The 25,399-nt window shown below is 62.1% G+C and carries 11 protein-coding genes; 7 read left to right on the top strand and 4 right to left on the bottom strand.

The features are described from left to right. Nucleotides 1–133: 133 nt before the first annotated feature. Nucleotides 134–13,117: a non-ribosomal peptide synthetase gene (locus KGB14_RS01870; protein WP_223483838.1), complete on the bottom strand. Its 12,984-nt coding sequence runs from the start codon at nt 13,115–13,117 to the stop codon at nt 134–136. A 378-nt stretch (nt 13,118–13,495) separates the two neighbouring features. On the opposite strand from KGB14_RS01870, the gene KGB14_RS01865 reads away from it, so the two are divergent. Further along, a complete protein-coding gene (locus KGB14_RS01865; RefSeq protein ID WP_223483837.1) occupies nt 13,496–14,044 on the top strand; it encodes an RNA polymerase factor sigma-70 in 549 nt (182 codons plus the stop codon). A 154-nt stretch (nt 14,045–14,198) separates the two neighbouring features. Here the strand turns inward: KGB14_RS01865 and KGB14_RS01860 are convergent, their stop codons facing one another. From KGB14_RS01860 to KGB14_RS01850, 3 genes are all read right to left on the bottom strand, one after another. Then, nucleotides 14,199–15,212 carry a GNAT family N-acetyltransferase gene (locus KGB14_RS01860; RefSeq protein WP_223483836.1) on the bottom strand — a complete coding sequence of 338 codons (1,014 nt, stop codon included), beginning with the start codon at nt 15,210–15,212 and terminating at the stop codon, nt 14,199–14,201. Between the two features lie 100 nt (nt 15,213–15,312). Beyond that, the gene (locus KGB14_RS01855) at nt 15,313–16,110 is read right to left on the bottom strand and encodes a substrate-binding periplasmic protein (RefSeq protein WP_223483835.1); all 798 of its coding nucleotides are present in this window, start codon (nt 16,108–16,110) and stop codon (nt 15,313–15,315) included. Between the two features lie 89 nt (nt 16,111–16,199). After that, nucleotides 16,200–16,826, bottom strand: a complete 627-nt coding sequence (locus KGB14_RS01850) for a TetR/AcrR family transcriptional regulator (protein ID WP_223483834.1) — start codon at nt 16,824–16,826, stop codon at nt 16,200–16,202. 178 nt (nt 16,827–17,004) lie between these two features. Here KGB14_RS01850 and KGB14_RS01845 point away from each other — a divergent pair, with 178 nt between their 5' ends. The 6 genes from KGB14_RS01845 to KGB14_RS01820 all read left to right on the top strand — a co-directional run bounded on the left by KGB14_RS01845 (nt 17,005) and on the right by KGB14_RS01820 (nt 25,399). Further along, entirely contained in the window at nt 17,005–18,807 is a 1,803-nt protein-coding gene (locus KGB14_RS01845; protein ID WP_223483833.1) for an acyclic terpene utilization AtuA family protein, read from the top strand. Between the two features lie 12 nt (nt 18,808–18,819). Then, entirely contained in the window at nt 18,820–19,734 is a 915-nt protein-coding gene (locus KGB14_RS01840) for an SDR family oxidoreductase (RefSeq protein WP_223483832.1), read from the top strand. A 2-nt stretch (nt 19,735–19,736) separates the two neighbouring features. Next, nucleotides 19,737–21,353, top strand: coding sequence for a geranyl-CoA carboxylase subunit beta (gene atuC, locus KGB14_RS01835; protein WP_223483831.1), 1,617 nt, complete (start codon nt 19,737–19,739; stop codon nt 21,351–21,353). A 24-nt stretch (nt 21,354–21,377) separates the two neighbouring features. Continuing rightward, nucleotides 21,378–22,535 (top strand): citronellyl-CoA dehydrogenase, encoded by a 1,158-nt coding sequence (gene atuD, locus KGB14_RS01830; protein ID WP_223483830.1) that lies wholly within the window; start codon nt 21,378–21,380, stop codon nt 22,533–22,535. Continuing rightward, nucleotides 22,532–23,329, top strand: a complete 798-nt coding sequence (locus tag KGB14_RS01825; RefSeq protein ID WP_223483829.1) for an enoyl-CoA hydratase/isomerase family protein — start codon at nt 22,532–22,534, stop codon at nt 23,327–23,329. The genes atuD and KGB14_RS01825 overlap by 4 nt, the downstream gene beginning before the upstream one ends. A 108-nt stretch (nt 23,330–23,437) precedes the next feature. Continuing rightward, the gene (locus tag KGB14_RS01820; protein WP_223483828.1) at nt 23,438–25,399 is read left to right on the top strand and encodes an acetyl/propionyl/methylcrotonyl-CoA carboxylase subunit alpha; all 1,962 of its coding nucleotides are present in this window, start codon (nt 23,438–23,440) and stop codon (nt 25,397–25,399) included.

The raw sequence follows: 25,399 nt of genomic DNA, 5'->3' as shown, positions 1-25,399 counted from the left end.
CCCGGAGCTTTGTGGTGTCTGTGATGACGCCTTCACGGGCAAGCCTCGCTCCTACAGGTCCGCGTCGATTGATCGACACAATACCGTAGGAGCGAGGCTTGCCCGCGAATAGGCCCTCACCGACGCTAAAGAACTACAGCCCCTCCAGCTCCGCCATCAGGTCATTAAGCCGATCCACCTTCTCCCCGGTAATGTCGCTCGCCGCCAACCCGTCGATGTACTCGGCCAACTCCGCCACCGTGCTGCACTCGAACATCGCCCGCAGCGGCACGTTGCGTTGCAGGGCTTTTTGCACCCGCGAGGCGATCTGCGTGGCCAGCAGCGAATGGCCGCCGAGCTCGAAGAAGTTGTCACGCACCCCGACCTTTTCGACCTTCAACACCTCAGCCCAAATATCCGCCAGGGTCTGCTCCAGCGCATTGCGCGGCGCCTCATAATCCTGGTTCTGCAACTGGCCGATCTCCAGCGCCGGCAAGGCCTTGCGATCGAGTTTGCCGTTGGCGTTGAGCGGCAGCTTGTCGAGCCACAACCAGTGCAGCGGCACCATGTATTCCGGCAATTCGGCGCGAAGACGTTGCTTGATGCGCTCCAGCCGTTCGTTCGGATTCAGCGCCGACTCCGCTGCAACCAGATAGCCGACCAAATGCTTGCCGTTGACACCTTCCTGCACACCCACCGCCGCATCGCGAACTTCCGGTTGCTCGTGCAGACGGGCCTCGATTTCACCCAGTTCAATGCGGTAACCGCGGATCTTCACTTGGTGATCGATGCGTCCGACGTACTCCAACACGCCGTCACTGCGACGTCGGGCCAGATCACCGGTGCGATACAAACGATCCCCCGGCGCACCGAACGGGTTTGGCACAAATACCTGCGCAGTGCGCACCGGATCGCTCACATAACCGCGCCCCACGCCGATGCCGGCCACGCACAGCTCCCCCACCGCCCCCAATGGCACCAATTCCAGCGCGCCATCGAGCAGGTACAAACGGTTGTTGTCGGTCGGCGTACCAATCGGCAGATAACTGCCGCGCGTCGAAGCCGTATCGACGCGGAAGAACGCCACATCGTCCGAGCATTCCGCCGGGCCATAGGCGTTCACCAAGCCAATCTGCGGGTAACGCAGCAACCATTGATGCGCCAGCTCCGGCGGCATCGCTTCACCCGTCGGCAGCATCCAGCGCAGGCCGTCGAGACTCACGCGGTCCTGGGCGAGCATGCCCTGAATCAGCGACGGCACGCTTTCCAGCACGCTGATGCCGTGGCTCTGAACATGAGCCAACAAGCCTTGCGGATCGTGGGCAATGCTGTTCGGCACGATGTCCACCCGAGCACCGAACAGCGGCGCCGCGAGGAACTGCCAGACCGAAATATCGAAGCTTTGCGAAGCGGTCTGGGCGATCACATCGGCGCCGCTCAATTTCAGGTACGGCACCTTGCTCAACTGGTTGTTGAGCATGCCGCGCTGCTCGACCATCACGCCCTTCGGCAGGCCGGTGGAACCCGAGGTGTAAATCACGTAAGCGAGGTTGTCCGGGCCGCTGTAAATGCCCGGATTGGCCACCGAAACATCGCTCGCCTGCACGTCTTCCCAGACCAGCAATCGAGGTCGGTTGACACAACCGAACGCTTCCAGCAGCGCGACGGCTTGTTCACGACAGGCCTGAGTGCACACCAGCAACGGCGTGCGGCTCAGGTCAATGATCCGGCTCAGGCGCTGACTCGGCAGGCCCGGGTCCAGCGGCAGGTAACCGGCACCGGCCTTGAAGCTGCCGATGATCATGCCCAGCAGATCAAGGTTACGTTCGGCGAGCAACGCCACCGGTTGATCGAGCCCGACGCCGGCCGCAATCAGCGCATGGCCGAGTCGGTTGCTGCGCTGGTTCAGCTCGACATAACTGAGCTGCTGATCAAGACAACTGGCGGCAACTCGCTGCGGATGCTCGGCAACCTGCGCTTCGAACAATGAGGCATAGCCCTGCTCCAGCGGATACTCGTGTTCGCTCTGGTTGCAGCCATGAATCAGGAAGTCCTGTTCCTCGGCGCCCAGCAGTGGCAGGTCGGCCATCTCGCCATGGAAGCCTTCGACCAGCGCCAGCAGCAGGCGCTTGAATTCGCCGAGCATGCGTTCAACCGTGGATTCATCGAAATAGCGCTGGTCGTAGGACAGGTGCAAGCCAAGGTCATCGCCCGGATAACACACCGCCGTCAACGGGAAGTTGGTGTGGGTGCGGCCCGAATCCGAGGTGGCGTTGAGGTTTTGTGCACGGTCGAGCACCGAGACTTCCACCGGGGCGTTTTCGAACACGAACAGGCTGTCGAACAGCGGCTGGCCTTTAGGCAGTTCGCTGTTTTCCTGGATGCTCACCAGCGGCAGGTATTCGTACTCGCGCAGTTGCATGTTGCTGTCGAGCAAACCGCTGAGCCATTGGCGAACGCTGCAACGCTGATCGTCCTCGGGCATTTTCACCCGCAGGGCGATGCTGTTGATGAACAGCCCGACCGTGCGCTGCATCTGCGGCATTTCCACCGGACGCCCGGCCACCGTGACGCCGAACAGCACGTCGCGATCACCGCTCAGGCGGCGCAGCACCAGCGCCCATGCCGCTTGGGCGAAGGTGTTGATGGTCAGCTGATGGGCCTGGGCCAGTTCGCGCAATTGCGCGCCATCGCGGGGATCGAGCCGGGTGTAGCGGTCGCCGACGATCATGCCGCCGCTGTCGCCGGCATGTTCACGCAGGAACGGCCGGTCGCTCGGTATCGGTGTGGTGCGCTCGAAACCTTGCAGGTTCTGCTGCCACCACTGCCGCGCTTCGGCCAGGCTCTGGCGTTGCAGCCAGCCGATGTAATCGCGATAGCGCGGCGGCACGGCAAGTTGCGCTTCCCGGCCTTCGCCGAGGGCGGTGTAGATCTCGAAGAAATCGTTCATCAGCAGCGAACGGCACCAGGCATCGATGAGGATGTGGTGGTTGCTCATCAGGAACCAGTAACGCGCCGCGCCCACGCGGATCAAGCGCAGGTGGAACGGTGCCTGATTGAGCAAATCGAACCCGGCCTCACGCTCGCTTTTCAGCAGCGCCTGCAGCTTCGGCTCTTGCTCGGTTTCGGCCACCGCGCTCCAGTCCAGATATTCGATCGGCGTGCTGCCCGGTTTGTGGATCACTTGCAGCATGTCTTCGCCGACGTTCCAGCAGAATGAGGCGCGCAAGGCTTCGTGACGGGCGATCACCGCTTGCCAGGCCTGGGCGAAACGTTGCGGGTCGAGCACGCTGTTGATGCGGTAGCGGTCCTGCATGTAATAGAGGCCGGTGCCCGGTTCGAGCAAGGTGTGCAGCAGCATGCCTTCCTGCATCGGGGTCAGCGGGTAGACGTCTTCGATCATCGCCGCCGGGACTGGTAACGCGTCGAGTTGCGGCTGAGTCAGTCGGGCCAACGGGAAGTCCGACGGCGTCAGCCCGCCCGCGTGGTCGCTCAGGCAATGCCGGATCAGGCTTTGCAACTCGCCCAGATACGCCTCGGCCAGTTCGGTGATGGTTTGCAGGTCGTAGCGTTCGGCGCTGAAGGTCCAGCGCAGCACCAACTCACCGCCATAGACCTGACTGTCGACGCTCAGCTCGTTGGGCAGCGGAGCGTGTGGATCATGGGCCGCGCCCACCGGCTCATCGAGCGGACGGAACAGCGCATCGCTACCAAAACTCTGATCGAACTGACCCAGGTAGTTGAAGGTGATCGGCGCCACCGGCAGCGCGGCCATGGTCTGACGGCACACACCGTCGGCCAGGTAACGCAGCACGCCATACCCCAAACCTTTATGCGGCACCGCGCGCAGTTGCTCCTTGATCGCCTTGATCGACGCACCCTGTTCATTCACAGGTGTGAGGCGCAGCGGATAGGCGCTGGTGAACCAGCCAACGGTGCGGGTCAGGTCGATCTCGTCGAACAGGGTTTCGCGGCCGTGGCCTTCGAGTTGAATCAACGCCGATTCGTGACCGCTCCAGCGGCACACCACACGGGCCAATGCGGTCAGCAGCAAGTCGTTGACCTGAGTGCGATAAGCCGTCGGCGCCTGCTGCAGCAACTGGCGAGTGCGCTCGCTGTCGAGGCGCACGCTGACGGTGTGCGCGTGACGATTTTGCTGACCACCCTGCGGACGATCACACGGCAATTCAGCACTTGGACCAGCCAGTTGCGTCTGCCACCAACTCAATTCTTCACGCAGGGATTCGCTGCCGGCGTAGGCCTGCAACCGTGCGGCCCAATCCTTGAAGCCGCTGGTTTTCGCCGGCAGTTTTACCGACAGCCGGGACTCCAGTTGACGATAAACCGTTTGCAGATCGTCCAGCAGCACCCGCCACGACACCCCGTCCACCACCAGGTGGTGAATGGCAATGAACAGCCGTTGCTGCCCCTGAGGATCATCCACCAGCAGTGCCCGCATCAGCGGCCCTTGCTCAAGGTCGAGGCTGCGCTGGGCATCGGCGAACAGCGCGGCGCATTTGTCCAGGACAGGCACGTGCACCTGCCACAGCACAGCCGCATCGGAAACCGCCTGATGCTCGGCCTGCCAATGGCCGGCGACGTCGGTAAAGCGCAGGCGCAAGGCGTCGTGCTGTTCGATCACCGCCAGCAGCGCTTGCTCCAGACGATGGGGTTCCAGTGCCATCGTCGGTTCCAGCAGCAACGCCTGGTTCCAGTGTTGACGTTCCGGGATTTCAGTGTCGAAGAACCAGTGTTGAATCGGCGTCAAATGCGTTTCGCCCGTCAGCAAACCTTGCTCGGCCGTGACTTGCTCGGTGCGGGTCGCGACGGCGGCGAGGGTTTGCACGGTCTGGTGCTGGAACAGGTCACGCGGGCTGAAGTGGATGCCCTGCTGCCGCGCACGGCTGACCACCTGGATCGACAGAATCGAATCGCCACCCAGTTCGAAGAAGTTGTCGTTGAGGCCGACCTGCTGGACGTTCAGCACTTCACACCAAATGCCGGCCAGGGTCAGTTCAAGTTCGTTGCTCGGCGCCACGTACTGCTGACGGTTCAACTCCGGGTCCGGGGCCGGCAGTGCGCGACGGTCGAGTTTGCCGTTGGCGGTCAGCGGCATGCTGGCCAGCAGGATCAAGTGCGTCGGCACCATGTAATCCGGCAACTGAGAGTTGAGGTGCGCCTTCAACGCTTCGCACCATGCAGCTTGTTGCGCTTCATCCTGTTCGGCGACGTGGGTGACCAGGTAGCCGACCAATTGCTTGCCGCTCGGTGCGTCGAGGGCCAGCACCACCGCTTCACGCACGGATGCGTGTTCCAGCAAACGGGTTTCGATCTCGCCCGGTTCGATGCGAAAACCACGGATCTTCACTTGATGATCGATTCGGCCGAGGTACTCCACCAAGCCATCGGCGCGCTGGCGCACCAGGTCACCGGTGCGATACAGACGCCCGCCGTTCACTGCAAAAGGATCGGCAACAAACCGTTCAGCGGTCATGCCCGGACGCTGGTGATACCCCTGCGCCAGACCGGCGCCGCCGACATACAACTCGCCCGTCGCGCCTTGCGGCACCAACGCCAGATCAGCGTCGAGGATGTAGGCGACGCGAGCGCCAATCACACTGCCGATCGGCACGCTGCCCAGCCCTTCTTCCAATTGCTCGGGTGCCAGGCTGGCAAGCGGCATGACCACGGTTTCGGTCGGCCCGTAAGCATTGAAAAACAGGCTCGGCTTGAACGCCGCGCGAATTCGTTGCAGGTGTTCGCCGGTCAGGGCCTCACCGCCGGTGATGCACATGCGCACCGGCAGGGTTTCGCCCTGGGTCACCAGCCATTGCGCCAACTGGCTGCCATAGCTTGGGGTGAAACCAAGAATGTTGATGCGGTGCCGACGAATCAGCCCGCAGATTTCTTGCGCATCCCACTGGCCTTGCGCACGCAGGACCACCTGCGCACCGCTCAACAGCGGCACCAGTAGACGCTCGGTGGCGGCATCGAAGTTGATCGAGTAGAAGTGCAATTCGCAGTCGTTCGGGCGCATGCCGAAGCGTTCGATCACCGCACGGCAGTGCATGGCGATTTCACCGTGGGACACCACCACGCCTTTCGGTTTGCCGGTGGAGCCGGAGGTGTAAATCAGGTACGCCTGATGTTGCGGCAGGCTGATAAATGGCAGTTCGCTGGCTGGGTAGTTGGCCAGTGCAGCGGCGTCGTCTTCCAGGCACCAGCGACCGACGCTGGCCGGCAACTCACCGAGCGCCGCGAACATCGCCGCATCGCTAAGCAGCAAACCGATGCTGCTGTCTTCGATCATGTAATGCAGGCGATCCAGCGGGTATTCCGGGTCCAGCGGCACATAGGCGCCGCCCGCCTTGAGAATTGCCAGAAGGCCGACGACCATCTCCAGCGAACGCGCAAGCATAAGGCCGACCCGCACCTGCGGCCCGACACCGCGCTCGCGCAGCATCCAGGCCAGACGATTGGCGCGACTGTCGAGCTCGGCATAGCTCAGGGTTTGCCCGGCGAAGGTCAGGGCCGGCGCGTCCTTGCGCACCAGGGCTTGCTCGCTGAACAGATGATGGATGCATTGATCGAGGCGATGCTCGCCCGGCTCGATGCCGAGGCTGTCCAACAGGTTTTGCTGTTCGGTGGCCTCCAGCAATGGCAGTTCGCTGAGGCGTTGCTGCGGATCGGCGAGCAACGCTTCCAGCAGGTTGCGCCAGTGCCCGGCCATGCGCGCAATGCGCGGCTCGTCGAACAAATCAGTGCTGTAAGTCAGGCAGCAACCGAGGCGATGGTCGAGGTCGGTGACTTCCAGGTTGAGGTCGAACTTGGTCGCTCGCGCATCGTTGGCCAGGTACTCGACGGTCATCCCGGCCAGGGTGCGGCTCTGCTGGAATTCCCAGCGCTGCACGTTGCACATCACCTGGAACAGCGGGTTGTACGCCGCACTGCGCGGTGGCTGCAAGGCTTCCACCAGATGATCGAACGGCAGGTCCTGATGGGACTGGCCTTCGATCACGGTGTGGCGAACCTGCTCGAACAACTCGCCGACAGACATCTGCCCATCGAGCCGGCAACGCAGCACTTGAGTGTTGAGGAACGCGCCGATCAGCCCTTCGCTTTCCGGGCGAATGCGGTTGGCCACCGGCGCGCCGATGCGCAGATCGGTCTGGCCACTGTAGCGGTAAAGCAGCACTGCCAGCGCGGCGGTCATGGTCATGAACAGGGTCAGACCGTTTTGGGCGTTGAAGGCACGGACCCGTGCCGCGAGGTCATCGCTCAGATCGAAACGGAACAGTTCGCCCTGATGGCTTTGCACCGGCGGACGCGGGCGATCGGCTGGCAGTTCCAGCAGCGGATGTTCGCGGCCCAGTTGCGCGGTCCAGTAATCGAGCTGGCGTTGACGTTCGCCGGACTCCAGCCACTGACGCTGCCACACGCTGTAATCCAGGTACTGCACCGGCAGCGGTTGCAACGGTGACTCGCGGTCATCGACGAAGGCTTCGTAGAGCGCGCTCAGTTCCCGGGCAAAAATGTCCATCGCCCAGCCTTCGGTGACGATGTGGTGCAGGGTGAGGACGAAGTAATGCTCCTGTTCGGCGGTCTTGACCAGGCAAGCACGCAGCAGCGGCCCGGTTTCCAGATTGAACGGCTTATGGGCTTCGTCATCGGCCAGTTGCTGGACCTGCCATTCGCGGCCATCGGCATCCAGCGTGGTGAAATCCTTCCAGTCCATGCGCAGGCCAGTGTCCGGATGAACCTGTTGCCGGGCCACGCCGTCGATGCTCGGGAAGGTCGTACGCAGGGTTTCGTGACGCATGATCAGCGCTTGCAGCGCCGCTTCGAAACGCCCGACATCCAGCACGCCGCGCAACCGCGCCATGCCGCCGACGTTGTAGGCCGGGCTGTCCGGTTCCATCTGCCAGAGGAACCACATGCGCTGCTGGGAATAGGACAACGGCACCGGTTGGCGGCGGTCGACCTTCTCGATCGGTGGCTGCTTGTTGGTTTTGCCGCTGGCCTGGATCAAGCGAACCTGTTCGGCGAATGCACCCAGTTCGCTGTTTTCGAACAGCGCCCGCAACGGCAACTCGACGTCGCAAGCCTGGCGGGTGCGGGAAATGATTTGCGTGGCCAACAGCGAGTGGCCGCCGAGGGCGAAGAAGTCGTCGCGCAGGCCGATCTGTGTTTGGCCCAGCACTTCACGCCAGATGCTGGCGATTTGTTGCTCAAGGGCAGTGACCGGTTCGACGTGCTCGCGAACTTGCCACTGGGGCTCCGGCAAGGCACGACGGTCGAGTTTGCCGCTCGGGCTGAGCGGCATTTCATCCAGACGCATGAGTTGCGCCGGGACCATGTATTCCGGCAGCGCTGCCGTCAGCGCGGTTTTCAGGCGCGTGGTTTGAGCATCGATGGTTTCGCTGGTTTCAGTGGCGGTGTAGTAGCCGATCAACTGCCCACCCGCCGCCGTTTCACGCACCAGCACCACCGCTTGGGCGACTCCGGGCTGCGCCAGCAGACGCGCTTCGATCTCTTGCGGCTCGACACGAAAACCACGCAGTTTGACCTGCTGATCGAGACGACCGAGGTATTCGATCGCGCCGTCGGCAGTCCAGCGGGCACGGTCGCCGGTGCGGTACAGACGTGCGCCCTGCTCGCCCAGCGGATCGACCACAAAACGTTCGGCGGTCAGCGCCGGACGGCCCAGATAGCCCCGGGCCAGACCGATACCGCTGATGCACAGTTCACCCGGCACACCGGCCGGCACCGGGTTGAGGTCGTCGTCGAGTACGCGGCACAACACGTTGCCCAATGGCCGGCCAATCGGCGAGCGCTCGCCATCAGCCGTTGTGCAGTGCCAGTGGGTGACGTTGATCGCCGTTTCGGTCGGGCCGTAGCGATTGTGCAGTTGCACCGCCGGCAGGTGTTCCAGTACGCGATTGCGCAGTTCGGCGGGCAACGCTTCGCCGCCGCAGAACAGCCGGCGCAGGCTGGTGCATTCGGCGCTGAGCGGTTCGTCAATGAACAACGCCAGCAACGGCGGCACAAAGTGCAGCGTGGTCACACCGTGCTGTTGAATCAGTTGCGCGATGCGATGCGGATCACGATGTTCACCGGGACCGGCGATCAACAAACGGCAGCCAGTGATCAACGGCCAGAAGCATTCCCACACCGACACGTCGAAACTGATCGGCGCCTTTTGCATCAGCACGTCAGTTTCGTCCAGGCGGTAGGTGGCTTGCATCCATTGCAGGCGTTCCGCGAGCGCCGCATGAGTATTGCCAACACCCTTCGGCTGACCGGTGGAACCGGAGGTGTAAATCACATAAGCCAGGTTGTCGCCGTTCAGATGCAAACCCGGCGCATGGCTTGGCCAGCTCTCCAGATGCAGGGCGTCCATGGCGATCACGCTGACGCCGTCGGTGGCCGGCAGGCGGCCGAGCAATTCGGTCTGAGTCAGCAGCAGCTCGACGCCACTGTCGCTGAGCATCCAGGCCAGACGCTCGGCCGGGTAATCCGGGTCCAGCGGCACATAAGCGCCACCGGCCTTGATGATCGCCAGCAAGCCGATCAGTAACTGCGGCGAACGCTCGGCGGCGATCGCCACGCACACGTCCGGGCCGACGCCTTTGTCGCGCAGGTAATGCGCCAGGCGGTTGGCCTGGGCGTGCAGTTCGGCGAAGTCCAGGCTGCCGCCATCCCACACCAACGCGGTGCGCTCCGGGGTCTGGCGCGCTTGTTCGTTGAGCAATTCTGGCAGCCAATGACTGGCTGGCGTGCAGGGTGCGGTGCCCCAGGCGGATTGTTGATCGTGTTCGCACGGGGTCAGCAATTGCAGGTCGCCGATGGCGGTCGTCGATTGTTCGCAGACCGCTCGCAGCAGGTTGGCGAAATGCTCGGCCAGGCGCTCGATGGTCGTCGGGTCAAACAACTCGCTGGCGTAGTCGAACGACAGGCTCAGGCGACCGTTGCGATCTTCCTCGCTGTGCAGTTGCAGGTCGAACTTGGCTTCGCGGCTGTGCCATGGCAGCTCCTCGGCGAGCAACCCTGGCAAGCGACGCAGCGCGCTGAGATCCCGTTGCTGATGGTTGAACATGACCTGAAACAGGCCTTGTTCGCGGGCCTGCGGGAAGGCTTCGAGCAGTTGTTCGAACGGTAGATCCTGATGCGCTTGCGCGCCCAATGCGGCGTGACGGGTTTGCGCCAGTAGCTCAACGAACGGCAGTCGCGAATCCACCTCGGCGCGTAATACCTGGGTGTTGATGAAGAAGCCGATCAGCCCTTGGGTTTCCAGGCGCGGACGGTTGGCATTCGGCACGCCGATGCGGATGTCGCGTTGCCCGCTGTAACGATGCAGCAGGCTCTGGAATGCCGCGAGCAACAGCATGAACGGCGTCGATTCATGGGCCTGGGCAGTCTGGCGAATGGCATCGCTCAGGCTCGCGTCCAAGCGCAGCGTGTGTCGGGCGGCGCTGTGAGTGTGTTGGGTCGAACGCGGATGGTCGGTGGCCAGGCTCAAGGTCGGATGATCAACGCCCAACTGCGCTTTCCAATAAGCGAGTTGACGCTCGCCCTCCCCTTGCGCCAACCATTGGCGCTGCCAACTGCCGTAGTCGGCGTATTGAGTCGGCAAGCCTGGAAGACTGACGGTCTGGCCTTGAGAGGCCGCCGCGTACAGTCGCGAGAACTCGTCGATCAGCACGTTCAGCGACCAGCCGTCAGCGATGATGTGGTGCATCGTCACCAGCAATTGATGGTCCTCATCGCCGAGGCGCACCAGCGTCACCCACAGCAGCGGGCCTTTTTCCAGATCGAACCGGGTACGGGCTTCGTCCTCGCGGATGTGCTGCGCACGGGCTTCACGCTCGGCGGACGGCAGGTCGCTGATGTCGATTACTTGCAGGTTGAATTCGCCGGCAGCAATGACCTGTTGCAAGGCCACGCCATCACGCTCGAAAAACCGCGTGCTCAGGGATTCGTGACGTTCGATCAGTTGCTGGAAACAGGCGCGCAAGGCGTCTTCGTCCAGTTCACCGCGCAGGCGCAAGGCACCGGGAATGGTGTAGGCGCTGCTCTGCGGGTCGAGTTGCCAGGTGATCCATAAACGGTTTTGCGCCAGGGATTGCGGCATGGCTTCGCTGCGCGACAAGGGCATGATCGCGCCCTGAGCCACGCCGCCATCCTGTTGTTGCTGAGCAACCGCGGCGGCGAACGCGCCGAGGGTTGGCGCTTCGAACAACAGCCGCAGGTTCAACTCCAGACCCAACGCTTCACGCAGTCGCGCGACCACTTGAGTGGCGGCGATGGAGTTGCCGCCGAGCAAGAAGAAATGGTCATCGGCACTGACCTGTTTGACGCTGAGCTGTTGGCACCAGATATTGCCGATCAGGGTTTGCAACTCTGAGCCAGTGCTGGTTTCAGACGTGCTTGCGATGTCTGCCGACGGGAATAGCGCATAGCGGTCGAGGCTGCCATCGGCCAGACGATTGCGGCAGGCCGAGCGTTGCAACTTGCCGCTGGACGTCTTCGGCAGCGCGCCCGGATTGAGCAACACCACCACGCTCGGCGCCTCCTGATACGCCTCGGCCACCGCTTGGCGAATGGCTTTGATCAGCGCCTCGGGCGGCAGGATTTTTTGCACACTGCGGCTGATTTCCGCAGCGATGCCGATGCCCTCCTGCCCCTCGATGTTGACCGCGAACGCGGCCACGCGACCTTTGCGCACCACCTCCACTTCACCCTCGATGGTCTGCTCGATGTCCTGCGGATAGAGGTTGTGACCGCGAACGATCAGCATGTCTTTCAGGCGCCCGGTGATGAACAGTTCCCCGTCACGCAAAAAGCCCAGGTCGCCGGTGCGCAGCCAGGTGCGGCCGGCGTGCTGGACGAACGTCTTGGCCGTGGCTTCGGGGTTGCGCCAGTAGCCATGGGCGATGCTCGGCCCGGTGGCCCAGACTTCACCGACCGCGTTGTCGGCGAGTTCGTCGAGCGATACGGCATCGACAATCAGCACCGCGTGATCCGGCTGACTGATGCCGCAACTCATGATCGAATGGCCATCGCCCGGCTCGGCACGGTTCTGCGCCAACGCCTGATCATCCACGCGCAACGATGGAATGCCCTGACCGCGTGGACTGCCGGCAACAAACAGTGTCGCTTCCGCGAGGCCGTAAGAGGCCATGAAACTGTCCGAGGTAAAGCCACAAGCCGCGAACTTCTCGGCGAAGCGCTCCAGGGTGTCGAGGCGAATCGGTTCGGACCCTGAATACGCCACGCGCCAGCCGCTCAGGTCGAGGCGCTCCAGCGCCGATTCGCTGACCCGTTCGCTGCACAACCGATAGGCGAAGTCTGGCCCGCCGCTGATGGTGCCGCCGTATTCGCTGATCGCTTCCAGCCAGCGCAATGGCCGGCCGAGGAAGTAGGCCGGCGACATCAACACACACGGCACGCCGCTGAAAATCGGCTGCAACAGACCGCCGATCAAGCCCATGTCGTGATACAGCGGCAGCCAACTGACAATCACATCGTCAGGATTGAGATCGATGCCAAAGCCATGGCGAATCAGCCGTTCATTGGCCACCAGGTTGCCGTGGCTGACTTGCACACCTTTAGGCAACGCGGTGGAGCCGGAGGTGTATTGCAGGAAGGCGATGTGCTCGCCGTGCAAGTCCGGCGCGACCCAGCGTTCGGCCAGGGCGCTGTCGAGGGTGTCGACACACAGCAGCGGCGGCGCCTCGTTGATTTGCAGTAACGCGTCACGCAGGTCGGCGCTGGTCAGCAGCAAGCGCGGTTCGGCATCGCCAATGATCGACAGCAAGCGTTCCTGGTGATGACGACGGGTCGATTCAGGCGGATAGGCCGGCACCGCAATGACACCTGCGTACAGGCAGCCGAAAAACGCCGCGACGTAATCCGGGCCGCTGGGAAACAGCAGCACCGCGCGATCGCCGAACGACACCTGGGCCTGCAACGCGCCGGCAATGGTTCGCGCCCGCTGATCCAGCTCACGATAACTGAGCACCACAGCCTGATCCCGGGTTTCGGCGAGAAAACGCAAGGCCACCCGGTCCGGCGTCAGGGCCGCGCGGCGCTGAAGGGCTTGGACCAGTGTGCTGGGGAGTTCGAACGCGTCGGTCATGAGGTTTCCTGCCTGAATTCGGCTTGCAAGTGGAATCGGTTTTCGTACGTCACACCCGTTCATGGGCATGCAGGACGCGGTCTTCGCCGACCGCGCAAGGCTTGGGAATGCTGTTTTTGGCGGGGCTTGCGCCCGCAGCCATTCACCAATGAGAACGGATGAGGTCTTGAAATAATTAGTCGCCAGGCTTGAGCGCCAGCAGGCTTGCGGTCAGTAGGCGAGTCAGCGTGTCGCGGTTCTCATGCTGCTCTTTCGATGGGAATCAATTCTATTTCTCAATTGACAATCATTATCATTCAACCTAATTTGTCGCTCGATGTTCAGGACGACTCCGCCCCCCTGTCGTCCACGACCCTATTTGCAGCAAGGTGATTTCCAATGACGGAACAAGTATCCACAAGCAGGTGCGATTCACCGCTACTTCAGGCCTTCGTCGACAACCGACTGATTCTGGTCAAAATTGCCGCCCGCATTACCGGCTGCCGATCACGCGCCGAAGACGTGGTGCAGGATGCGTTCTTCCGCTTGCAATCGGCGCCGCAGATCACCTCGTCAATCAAGGCGCAGCTCAGCTACCTGTTCCAGATCGTGCGCAACCTGGCGATCGATCATTACCGCAAGCAGGCGCTGGAGCAGAAGTATTCGGGCCCGGAAGAGGAAGGCCTGAACGTGGTGATTCAGGGCGCTTCGCCGGAAACCTCGCACATCAATTTCTCGACCCTGGAAAACATTGCCGATGCGCTGACGGAGCTGCCCAACCGCACCCGTTATGCCTTCGAGATGTACCGCCTGCACGGCGTGCCGCAAAAAGACATCGCCAAGGAACTCGGCGTCTCGCCAACCCTGGTGAACTTCATGATTCGTGATGCACTGGTGCATTGCCGCAAGGTGTCGGGCAATCGTGCGGATACCTTCGTGCGCCGTTAATATCTGAAATCTCGGCGCCCCCATCGCGAGCAGGCTCGCTCCCACATTCTATTTTTGGTGTTCACAAATTATGTGTTCACAGGAGATTCAATGTGGGAGCGAGCCTGCTCGCGATGGCTGACTCAAGACCAAAGCAAGTCTTGAGCCTTACGCATCAAGCCAACGAACACCGATCAAAAAACCGCTCACGCCCCAGCATCATCAACGCCGCGCGCTTGTGCGGGAAGTCGAACTCTTTTTCACAGTGAAAACACTGGTTGTGCAGATGCCCGATCATCTTCGCGTTGTCGGCGCGAGGCTCGGCGACCACCCGTTGAGTGCGTGGATCATCAAGAAACAGGTAATGCACCAGCGCCGATAACCAACTCGCCACTTTATGCGGGCCACGGTGATGCTCTTCGCCCACCAGCATGTGAATGCCACGGTCGTAATCGCCGGCGTCATAGAACGGCGCAATGCGATCTTCCTTGGCCCAATAGGCTTCGAAATAGGCAAACGGCTGATCATCGAAGCAACCGATCAGTGTCAGTGTGTGCGGATCAGCTTGGAGCTTGCTCAGGTATTCCCGATGTTTTTCGAGACTGCCCTCCTCCTGCCAGAAATTCGCCACACGCGGGCTGTTTTGCCAGCGGTTGAAGCGCGCCAGGTCATGCTCGATTTCTACCGTGCGCAAGGAAACCCACGCGCCGAGCCGCGCATCGAAGCGTCGATAGACTTCACCCCGGGGTTTGACCGCACGCAATGGATGGCGCTTACCGCCACTGATGACCATTTGCTGCGGATAGCTGCCGGTGCGCGATTCACCCAGCCAAGGCTGAGGCAATTGCCAGAACAACGTGCGCTCGCAACGATACTGAGCGGTAACGTCGGTGGGGATCAGCAATCCGCTGAGCAAGGCTTGCGTGGGCATCTCATCGAGGTGCCAGGTCAGCCGCTGGCAAGCCGGATCACGGGCAAACAGCCAATAACAGGCCGCCCAGAAAGCCTGGCCGTCCGGGCGGTCGAAGCGCTCCTCCAGCCACAGGTGCAACTCGGGCTCGCGGGTCAGCCGCAACTCGATCAGCGGCTGCCCTAGCAGGCTGAGGCTCAGGCGGCTTGCGGTTTCATCGGCTACAAGACGGCTGCCTGACGGCAATGCCAGGGTGGTCAGGTCATTCAGATTGGACATGGGAGGGGCTCACGGTAATCGTCGACAGTTCAACGATGTGACGTGAGCCGGGGCAGATAATTTAAGCACCGTCGCCAAAATGCGCGACCCATCGCCCGCTTCAGGTTTTTTTGCCCACCGGCACCAGGGCAATTTTGTAGGGGTCGAAAATCTTCAGCATCTGGCCGTTGTTTCGCAGGCCTTGCAGCAACTTGCCGAAGGCTTCGCCAGTAATCGGCGCCTGCGGGCGAATCAGCGCGTAATGGTGATAGACCTGATCGATGCGTTGCGACACCAGCAACTGCTCGCCGACTGTCTCGTTACGCAGCAGGTAATCGCTCAGATAGGAACGTGTCACCAAGGCAACGTCTGCTCGCCCGCGCAGCACCATCAGCAGGTTACTGTCGTGGGAATAGGTCAGCGTGGCGTTGTAGGTGTCGGCCAGATACTTGGGGTCGGCATTGAAATTGGCAAACTCGTAGTGATAGCCGCTGTACAGTGCCAGGCGCTTGCCCGCCAGGTCCTTGAAGTAATTCTCATCGCGATCGGGTTTCTTCTGCGCGACAAAGATTTCTGCATCTTCCAGGCCCATGTCGACGTCGGTATGCGCAATGTCCTTCCAGCCCCAGTCCGGGTTCTCGAAAATCGCCATATCGACCCGGCCTTCCTTGAAGTCGTTGAAACGTCGAGGAATGGAGGTGGGCACCAGCACAAACTGATAGTCGGTTTGCAGCTGATTCAGCGCTTCTACCAGCTGCGGCAGCAGACCGGTATCGGCGCCGGACTCCGGGCGCACGGTATAAGGCGGAAAATGCGCGGCACCGACCCGCACCAGTTGTGCGGCCTGAGACGGCAACACCCAGCACACTGCAAGCGCCGCCAGCAAAAGCCGCGACGCCGTTCGAATTGGTGAAGACATCAAGACAGCCACTCCCCGAAAAAACTAATCAATGCATTCAAGCTAGGCGGTTTCGCCAACTTAGCCAGTTTCCTGCCGAGATAGACGGCTCACTGCCGTTCTTCAAGCACCAGAATCAGCGCCTCAACGGCCAATTGATCGAGGCTCATGCTGCCATCGGCACGAAACCAGGTGGTGGTCCAGGACAACGCGCCCGTCAGGAAACGGCGGGTGATGAACACGTCGCCACGGATAAAACCCGCGTCCTTGGCTTCACCCAGCACCTGCAGCCAGATGGCTTCATAAATATCACGCAGCGCCAACACTTGCGCCTGGCCTTCGGCTGACAGCGAACGCCACTCATACACCAGCACCGCCATGGCCTCGCCGCTGCCGCCCATGATCGACTGCAATTCGCAGCGAATCAGCGCCAACACACGCTCCCGCACGTTGCCAGCCTCGGCCAGGGCCGCGCGCATCAATGCGGTGTTGTAGCGAATAGTCTCCTCCATCACGGCCCGCAGGATCTCGTCCTTGCTTTTGAAGTGATGAAAGATACTGCCTGACTGAATGCCCACCGCACCGGCCAGATCGCGCACGGTGGTCCGTTCATAACCTTTGTTGCGAAACAGGTGAGCGGCCACTTGCAGCAGTTTGCCGCGAGCGCTGTCCGGGTCGGTCAATTGGCCGTTGTCGACCAATTCGCGCATCACCCTCAGGGCTTTTTGCTCGTCCACCCGTTCTCTCCTACAGTCGATCAATCAATTGCGCCGCTGCCCGCTGAAACAGTGGGGTTGCGCGGGCAATTTAAGCTGGCGGGGGCGACCAAGCAAGCGCTTGGGAAGAAGATAGTTCAGCCGTTTACAAACCAAGCGCTTGCTTGGTAGTCTCGAAGCACTTCTGTCGGAGGTGGTTATGGAATTGACTGCGCCTGAAACAATCCGCATCGGTTGCGCCAGCGCATTCTGGGGCGACACCTCGACCGCCGCCGCGCAACTGGTGGAAGGCGGGCGGCTGGACTACCTGGTGTTCGATTATCTGGCCGAGATCACCATGTCGATCATGGCCGGGGCGCGGATGAAAGATCCTGCCACCGGTTACGCCAACGACTTCATCGAAGTGCTCAGCCCCCTCCTCAACCAGCTCGCGGAACAACAGATCCGGGTGATCAGCAATGCCGGCGGCGTCAATCCACGAGCTTGCGCCTCTGCCCTGCAAGCTGCCTGCGACAAGGCCGGGGTGGCGCTGAAGATTGCCGTGCTGTCGGGTGACGACCTGCAACCACAATTCAAACACCTGAGCAGCCTGGGCCTCCATGAGATGTTCAGTGGCGCGCCCCTGCCGCCGATGTGCGTGTCGACCAACGCCTACCTCGGCGCGCCGGGGATCGTCGAAGCCCTGCGTCTGGGTGCCGACATTGTGATTACCGGGCGCGTGGTCGACAGCGCCGTGGTCAGCGCCGCACTGGTGCATGAGTTTGGCTGGTCGTGGCACGACTACGACAAACTAGCCCAGGCTGCACTGGCCGGGCACCTGATTGAATGTGGTGCCCAGTGCACCGGCGGCAATTTCACCGACTGGCGCGATGTGCCCGACTACGAACACATCGGTTTTCCCATCGTCGAAGTCGGCGCCGATGGCCAGTTTATCGTCAGCAAACCCGACGGCTCCGGTGGCCTGGTCACGCCCCTGACGGTGGGCGAGCAGATGCTCTATGAAATCGGCGACCCGCAGGCCTACCTGCTGCCCGACGTGGTGTGCGATTTCAGTCAGGTCAAACTCGTGCAACAAGGCAAAAACGCGGTTCAGGTGCATGGGGCAAAAGGCTTGCCGCCGACCGGTCAGTACAAGGTCAGCGCCACCTACCCGGACGGTTTCCGTTGCACCGCCAGTTGCCTGATCGCCGGGATCGATGCCGTGGCCAAGGCCCGCCGGGTCAGCCAGGCGATTATCAACAAGACGTCGGAAATCTTCAGCCAGCGCGGCTGGGCGCCCTACAGCGAAGTGAATATCGAACTGCTGGGCAGCGAAGCCACTTACGGCCCCCACGGCCAGCGCCAGGACAGCCGCGAAGTGGTGATCAAACTCGCCGTGCGCCATCCGAGCAAGCAGGCCTTGATTCTGTTTTCCCGGGAAATCGCCCAGGCCGCGACCGGCATGGCGCCAGGGTTGACCGGGATCGTCGGCGGGCGGCCGACGGTGTACCCGCTGATCCGGCTGTTTTCATTCCTGATCGACAAAACGGCCTGCACCCTGGAAATCGACCTCGCCGGTGAGCGCCACCCGTGCGCCCTGCCCGCCCTCGATGCACTCGACCCGGATGACTTGCCGCTACCGTTCGATCCGCCCCAACCCACAGAACGCGCCGACGCCAGCGTGGCCCTGATCAAACTCGCCGTGGCGCGCTCCGGCGACAAGGGCAATCACAGCAATATCGGCGTCATGGCCCGTCACCCCGACTACCTGCCGTGGATTGCCGAAGCGTTGACACCTGCGGTGATGGTCGACTGGATGAGCCATGTCCTCGATCCGATCCACGGGCGCGTGGAACGCTGGTATTTACCCGGCACTCAGAGCTTTAATTTTCTTCTGGAGAACGCGCTCGGCGGCGGTGGCGTGGCCAGCCTGCGGATCGATCCGCAAGGCAAGGCATTCGCCCAACAACTGCTGGAGATCCAGATTCCGGTGCCGCAGCGCATCGCTGATCAGGTCAACTAGAGGACCGTCGCCATGGCTTATGACTCGATTTTCAAACCCGACCTGTTCGCGGGCCAAAACATCATCGTTACCGGTGGCGGCAGCGGCATCGGCCGTTGCACCGCCCATGAGCTCGCCGCCCTCGGCGCACACGTGCTGCTGGTGGGGCGCAATACCGAGAAACTGAAAAAGGTCACCGCCGAAATCACCGAAGACGGTGGTAAAGCCAGTTGGCAGGTCTGCGATATCCGCGATGAAGATGCCGTCACGCGACTGGTCAGCGAGCTGATCCGCAAACACGGGCCGATTCATGGGCTGGTCAACAATGCCGGCGGGCAATACCCCTCGCCGCTGGCGTCGATCAATCAGAAAGGTTTCGAAACCATATTGCGCACCAACCTGGTGGGCGGTTTTCTGATGGCCCGGGAGGTGTTCAATCAATCCATGAGCAAGCACGGCGGCGCCATCGTCAACATGCTCGCCGACATGTGGGGCGGCATGCCCGGCATGGGCCACTCGGGCGCGGCACGCTCGGGCATGGACAACTTCACCAAGACCGCCGCGTTCGAATGGGGTTACGCCGGCGTGCGGGTCAACGCCGTCGCGCCAGGCTGGGTCGCCTCCAGTGGCATGGACACCTACGAAGGCGCGTTCCGGGCCGTGATCCCGACCCTGTGCGAACACGTGCCGCTCAAGCGCATCGGCACCGAATCGGAAATCAGCGCGGCGATTGTTTTCCTGCTCAGCCCGGCAGCGGCGTTTATCAGCGGCAGCACGTTGCGCATCGACGGTGCCGCCAGCCTCGGCGGGCGCGCCTGGCCGATGCACAAGGCGCAGAACAGTCACTCGTACAACGGCTTTCACCGCGCCTATTTACCCGAGGTACTCAGACCCGACGCGCTCAAACCCGACGCATCCAAACCCGATGAGCTCAAGGACAAGGAATAAGCATGCCGGTCATCCAGTCCCAGGTAGACCCGTTCAGCGAACCGTTCGCCCGCAACCGGGCGGCCATGCTGGCCGGCATCGAGCAGGTCCGCCAGCTCGAGCAGAACCTGCTGAACAAAGCCGCCGAAGCCAAGCCCAGGTTCGACAAGCGCGGGCAACTGCTGCCCCGTGAACGCCTCAATCTGTTGCTCGACCCCGGCGCGCCGTTTCTCGAACTGGCGAGCCTGGCCGGCTACAAGCTGCACGACGACAAGGACGGCACCTCGGCCGGCGGCGGTTTGATCGCCGGGATCGGTTATGTGTCCGGCGTGCGGGTGCTGGTGGTGGCGAACAACAGCGCGATCAAGGGCGGAACCATTTCCCCCAGCGGTTTGAAAAAATCCCTGCGCCTGCAACAGATCGCCATGGAAAACAAACTGCCGGTAATCACCCTCGCCGAGAGCGGGGGCGCCAACCTCAATTACGCGGCGGAGATTTTCGTCGAAGGCGCGCGCAGCTTTGCCAATCAGGCGCGGATGTCGGCCATGGGCTTGCCGCAGATCACCGTGGTCCATGGCTCGGCCACGGCGGGCGGCGCTTATCAGCCAGGGTTGTCGGATTACGTGGTGGTGGTGCGCGGCAAAGCCAAGCTGTTTCTGGCCGGGCCGCCGCTGCTCAAGGCCGCCACCGGTGAAGTCGCCACCGATGAGGAGCTGGGCGGCGCCCAGATGCACGCGCAAACCGCCGGCACCGCCGAATACCTGGCCGAGAACGATGCCGACGGCGTGCGCCAGGTGCGCGAGATCATCAGCCTGTTGCCGTGGAACGATCAGCTGCCATGGTTACCCGAACGTCGGTGGGAAGAACCGCTCTACCCCATCGACGAACTGCTGGGGCTGATCCCGGATGACCCGAAAAAACCCTACGACGTGCGCGAAATCATCGCCCGGATTGCCGACGCGTCGAACTTCCTCGAATTCAAGGGCGAATTCGACCAGCAAACAATCTGCGGGCATTTGCAAATCCAGGGTCGAGCCTGCGGTTTCATTGGCAACAACGGCCCGATCACGCCCAAAGGCGCGAGCAAGGCGGCGCAGTTCATTCAGCTCTGCGACCAGAGCCAGACGCCGCTGCTGTTCTTCCACAACACCACCGGTTTCATGGTTGGCACCGAGTCGGAACAGCAAGGCGTGATCAAGCACGGCGCGAAAATGATTCAAGCGGTGGCCAATGCCCGAGTGCCTAAACTGACGATCATCGTCGGCGGTTCCTACGGCGCCGGCAATTACGCGATGTGCGGTCGCGGCCTCGATCCGCGTTTCATTTTCGCCTGGCCCAACAGCCGCACAGCAGTGATGGGCGGCGCCCAGGCCGGCAAAGTGCTGCGGATCGTCACCGAAGCCAAACAGCTGAAGGACGGGTTGGTGCCCGATCCCAAAATGCTCGACATGCTGGAACAGGTCACCGCGCAGAAACTCGACAGCCAGTCCACCGCGCTGTATGGCAGCGCCAATCTGTGGGACGACGGGCTGATCGATCCGCGGGACACCCGCACGTTGCTCGGCTATTTGCTCGACATCTGCCATGAGTCCGAGGTTCGTGCGCTGCAACCCAACAGCTTCGGCGTAGCCCGCTTCTAAGCGGCGATCAGGAGAACAATAAAAATGATCTTCACCCAGGAACACGAAGCACTGCGCCGCACCGTCCGCCAATTCGTCGATCACGAGATCAATCCTCACGTCGAGGAATGGGAAAAAGCCGGGCGTTTTCCGATCCATGAGATCTTCCGCAAGGCGGGCGACCTCGGTCTGCTGGGGATTTCCAAACCGGAAAAATTCGGCGGCATGGGGCTCGACTACAGCTACTCGATTGTGGCGGCCGAGGAGTTCGGCACCATTCATTGCGGCGGCATTCCGATGTCCATCGGCGTGCAGACCGACATGTGCACCCCGGCCCTGGCGCGCTTCGGCTCCGATGAGTTGCGCGAAGAATTCCTCCGCCCCGCGATCACCGGCGAACAAGTCGGCTGTATCGGTGTCTCCGAAGTCGGTGCCGGTTCCGACGTGGCAGGTTTGAAAACCACCGCCCGCAAGGACGGCGACGACTACGTGATCAACGGCAGCAAGATGTGGATCACCAACTCGCCGAGCGCCGATTTCATCTGCCTTTTGGCCAATACTTCGGACGACAAACCGCACATCAACAAGTCGCTGATCATGGTGCCGATGAACAGCCCCGGCATCAGCCTCAGCTCGCACCTGGACAAACTCGGCATGCGCAGCTCGGAAACCGCCCAGGTGTTTTTCGACAACGTGCGCGTGCCGCAACGCAACCGCATCGGCCACGAAGGCGCCGGGTTCATGATGCAGATGCTGCAGTTCCAGGAAGAACGGCTGTTCGGCGCGGCGAACATGATCAAAGGCCTGGAATACTGCGTCGACAGCACCATCGAGTATTGCAAGGAGCGTAAAACCTTTGGCAATGCGCTGATCGACAATCAGGTCATCCACTTCCGTCTGGCTGAATTGCAAACCGAAATCGAATGCCTGCGGGCGCTGGTCTACCAGGCCACCGAGCAATACATCAGAGGCCAGGACGTCACCCGTCTGGCATCCATGGCCAAGCTCAAGGCCGGGCGACTCGGGCGGGAAGTCAGCGACAGCTGCCTGCAATATTGGGGCGGCATGGGCTTCATGTGGGACAACCCGGTGGCCCGGGCTTACCGCGACGTGCGGCTGGTATCGATCGGCGGCGGTGCCGACGAAATCATGCTGGGGATCATCTGCAAACTCATGGGCATCCTGCCGGGGAAAAAGAAATGAGCACCCTCCCCGTTTGTCAGACCCTGTTGCTCGAACGGCATAACGGCGTCCTGCACATCACCCTCAATCGTCCCGACAGCCGTAATGCCATGAGCCTGCAGATGGTCGCCGAGCTGCGTGCGGTGCTGGCGGCGGTCCGGGATGACCGGCAGATTCGCGCGTTGGTGATCGGCGGTGCCGGTGGGCATTTTTGTGCCGGTGCCGACATCAAGGACATGGCCAATGCCCGCGCTCAAGGCGCGACCGCCTACCGCGACTTGAACCGCGCGTTCGGCGCCTTGCTGGAAGAAACCCAGCACGCGCCGCAAGTGGTCATCACTGTTCTACAAGGCGCGGTGCTTGGCGGCGGCTTCGGCCTGGCCTGTGTCAGTGACATCGCCATGGCCGATCATCAAGCGCAATTCGGCCTGCCGGAAACCAGCCTCGGCCTGTTGCCAGCGCAGATCGCGCCGTTCGTGGTACAGCGCATCGGCCTGACCCAGGCCCGCCGACTGGCCCTGACGGCGGCGCGTTTCGATGGCACCCAGGCACGGCGCATGGGGCTGGTGCATTTTGTCGAGCATGACCCGCAAGCGTTGGCCGAACGCCTCGATGAAGTGCTGGCCCATGTGCTGTGTTGCGCCCCGGGGGCGAATGCGGTGACCAAAAAACTTTTGCTGGCGAGTGCCGGACAACCCTCCGATGACCTGCTGGATCAGGCGGCGCAGTGGTTCGGTGAAGCGGTGACCGGGGCCGAAGGCGTCGAGGGGACCATGGCCTTTGTGCAAAAGCGTAAACCGGGTTGGGCGCCTTAAAAGCATCGCGAGCAGGCTCTCCCCCACAGGGGAATGCATTTCAAATGTGGGAGCGAGCCTGCTCGCGATGGGGCCATCACATTCACAGCAATACAAAGGGAATATCCCATGCCCGCCTTCAGCAAAATCCTGATCGCCAACCGAGGTGAAATCGCCTGCCGCATCCAGCGCACCGCGCAAGAGCTAGGCTACCGCACCGTCGCGGTATTCAGCGACGCCGACGCCGATGCCTTGCATGTGCAGATGGCCGACGAAGCCGTGAACATCGGCCCGGCCCCGGTGCAGCAGTCGTATCTGAACATCCCGGCAATCATCGACGCCGCCCGGCGCACCGGTGCCGATGCGATCCACCCCGGTTACGGATTCCTCTCGGAAAACGCAGAATTCGCCCTCGCCTGCCAACAGGCCGGCATCATCTTCATTGGCCCGAGCCCCGAGGCCATCGAGCTGATGGGCAGCAAGCGCCTGTCGAAACTCGCCATGATCAACGCGGGCGTGCCCTGCATCAAAGGCTATCAGGGCAGCGAACAGGACGACGCGACCCTGAGCCGCGAAGCCGAACGCATCGGCTACCCGCTGATGATCAAGGCCAGCGCCGGCGGTGGCGGTCGTGGCATGCGCCTGGTGCACAGCGCTGGAGAGTTGCTGGAGCAGATCCGCACTGCACGCTCCGAGGCGCTGAATGGGTTTGGCAGCGACGAACTGATCCTGGAGCAGGCCCTGATCGATCCGCGTCACGTCGAGGTTCAGGTGTTTGGCGACCTGCACGGCAACCTGATCTACCTCGGCGAGCGCGATTGTTCGATCCAGCGCCGCCATCAGAAAATCATCGAAGAAGCGCCTTGCCCGGTAATGACCGCCGAGTTGCGCCAGGCGATGGGCGAAGCGGCGCTCAAGGCGGGACGCGCAGTGCATTACGTCGGCGCCGGCACCGTGGAGTTTTTGCTCGATGCTCGCGGGCAGTTCTACTTCCTGGAGATGAACACCCGGCTGCAAGTGGAACACCCGGTGACCGAACTGATCACCGGCCTCGACCTGGTGGCCTGGCAGTTACACGTTGCCGAAGGGCTGCCACTGCCGTTGCGACAGGAACAGGTGCAGCTCAACGGGCATGCCATGGAGGTGCGCTTGTATGCCGAAGATCCGGCCCTGGGATTTTTGCCGCAAACAGGGCGAGTTGCGGCCTGGGAGCCGGCGTTGCAAGGCGGCGTGCGGATCGACCATGGCTTGATCGAAGGTCAGTCTGTCAGCCCGTTCTATGACCCGATGCTGGGCAAGCTCATCGCCCACGGCGCCACGCGCGAAGAAGCCCGGCGCAAGTTGCTGCGGGCGGTACAGGACAGCGTCTTGCTGGGCGTGCAGAGCAATCAGCGCTTGCTCGCCAGTCTGCTGGAGCATCCGCAGTTCATCAGCGGCGAGTTCAGCACCGGGTTCATCCCCACACACCTTGCCGACCAGCCCTGCCTGCACCCCCATGTGCCAAGCGCCGAGGAACTGGCCATCGCGGCGACGCTGTTTTATCAAGCTTCAGCCCAGGCTCACCGTGCCCCGCTGGCCGGTTGGCGCAATAACGCCAGCGTCCCTTTGCACTACCGAATCGGCCTGGAGGATCGGGATTGGCCGGTGGAATTGAACGCTGAACCTGGCAAACCCTACCGCGCTCAGATCGGCGCCCGCGCCGTCGAACTGCAGGTCATCGGGTGCGACGGACGCTGGGCCACCCTGGAAATCGACGGCATCCGCCAACGCCATGCCTACCGCCTCGAGGCCGGACAACTCTGGTTGTTCACGCGCCCCGGCAGCCTGCGGCTGGTCGATCGGACCCAGGCGCTGGTCAGCGGCCAGGCCAGTGTCAGTTCCGGCACGCTCAAGGCGCCGATGGACGGGGCGATCGTCGATGTATTGGTCAGTGAGGGCAGCCCGGTCAGCAAAGGTCAGCTGTTGGTGGTGCTCGAAGCGATGAAAATGGAGCATCCGCTCAAATCGGGTATCGACGGCGTGCTCAAACGCTTGCAGGTCAGGGTCGGCGATCAGGTCAAAAATCGTCAGATTTTATTAGAGGTCGAATAA

Origin of the sequence: Pseudomonas sp. A-RE-19, from assembly GCF_019956555.1 — a bacterium.
Classification (GTDB): domain Bacteria; phylum Pseudomonadota; class Gammaproteobacteria; order Pseudomonadales; family Pseudomonadaceae; genus Aquipseudomonas.
Note: the sequence above shows the minus strand (reverse complement) of the source record. Positions and strands in the feature narration are given on the sequence as shown.

Coding starts and splice junctions, on each gene's coding strand:
- KGB14_RS01855 (WP_223483835.1), bottom strand. CDS start 16,110: ATGTCTTCACCAATTCGAACGGCGTCGCGGCTTTTGCTGGCGGCGCTT.
- KGB14_RS01825 (WP_223483829.1), top strand. CDS start 22,532: ATGAGCACCCTCCCCGTTTGTCAGACCCTGTTGCTCGAACGGCATAAC.
- KGB14_RS01870 (WP_223483838.1), bottom strand. CDS start 13,117: ATGACCGACGCGTTCGAACTCCCCAGCACACTGGTCCAAGCCCTTCAG.
- atuC (WP_223483831.1), top strand. CDS start 19,737: ATGCCGGTCATCCAGTCCCAGGTAGACCCGTTCAGCGAACCGTTCGCC.
- atuD (WP_223483830.1), top strand. CDS start 21,378: ATGATCTTCACCCAGGAACACGAAGCACTGCGCCGCACCGTCCGCCAA.
- KGB14_RS01845 (WP_223483833.1), top strand. CDS start 17,005: ATGGAATTGACTGCGCCTGAAACAATCCGCATCGGTTGCGCCAGCGCA.
- KGB14_RS01820 (WP_223483828.1), top strand. CDS start 23,438: ATGCCCGCCTTCAGCAAAATCCTGATCGCCAACCGAGGTGAAATCGCC.
- KGB14_RS01865 (WP_223483837.1), top strand. CDS start 13,496: ATGACGGAACAAGTATCCACAAGCAGGTGCGATTCACCGCTACTTCAG.
- KGB14_RS01860 (WP_223483836.1), bottom strand. CDS start 15,212: ATGTCCAATCTGAATGACCTGACCACCCTGGCATTGCCGTCAGGCAGC.
- KGB14_RS01840 (WP_223483832.1), top strand. CDS start 18,820: ATGGCTTATGACTCGATTTTCAAACCCGACCTGTTCGCGGGCCAAAAC.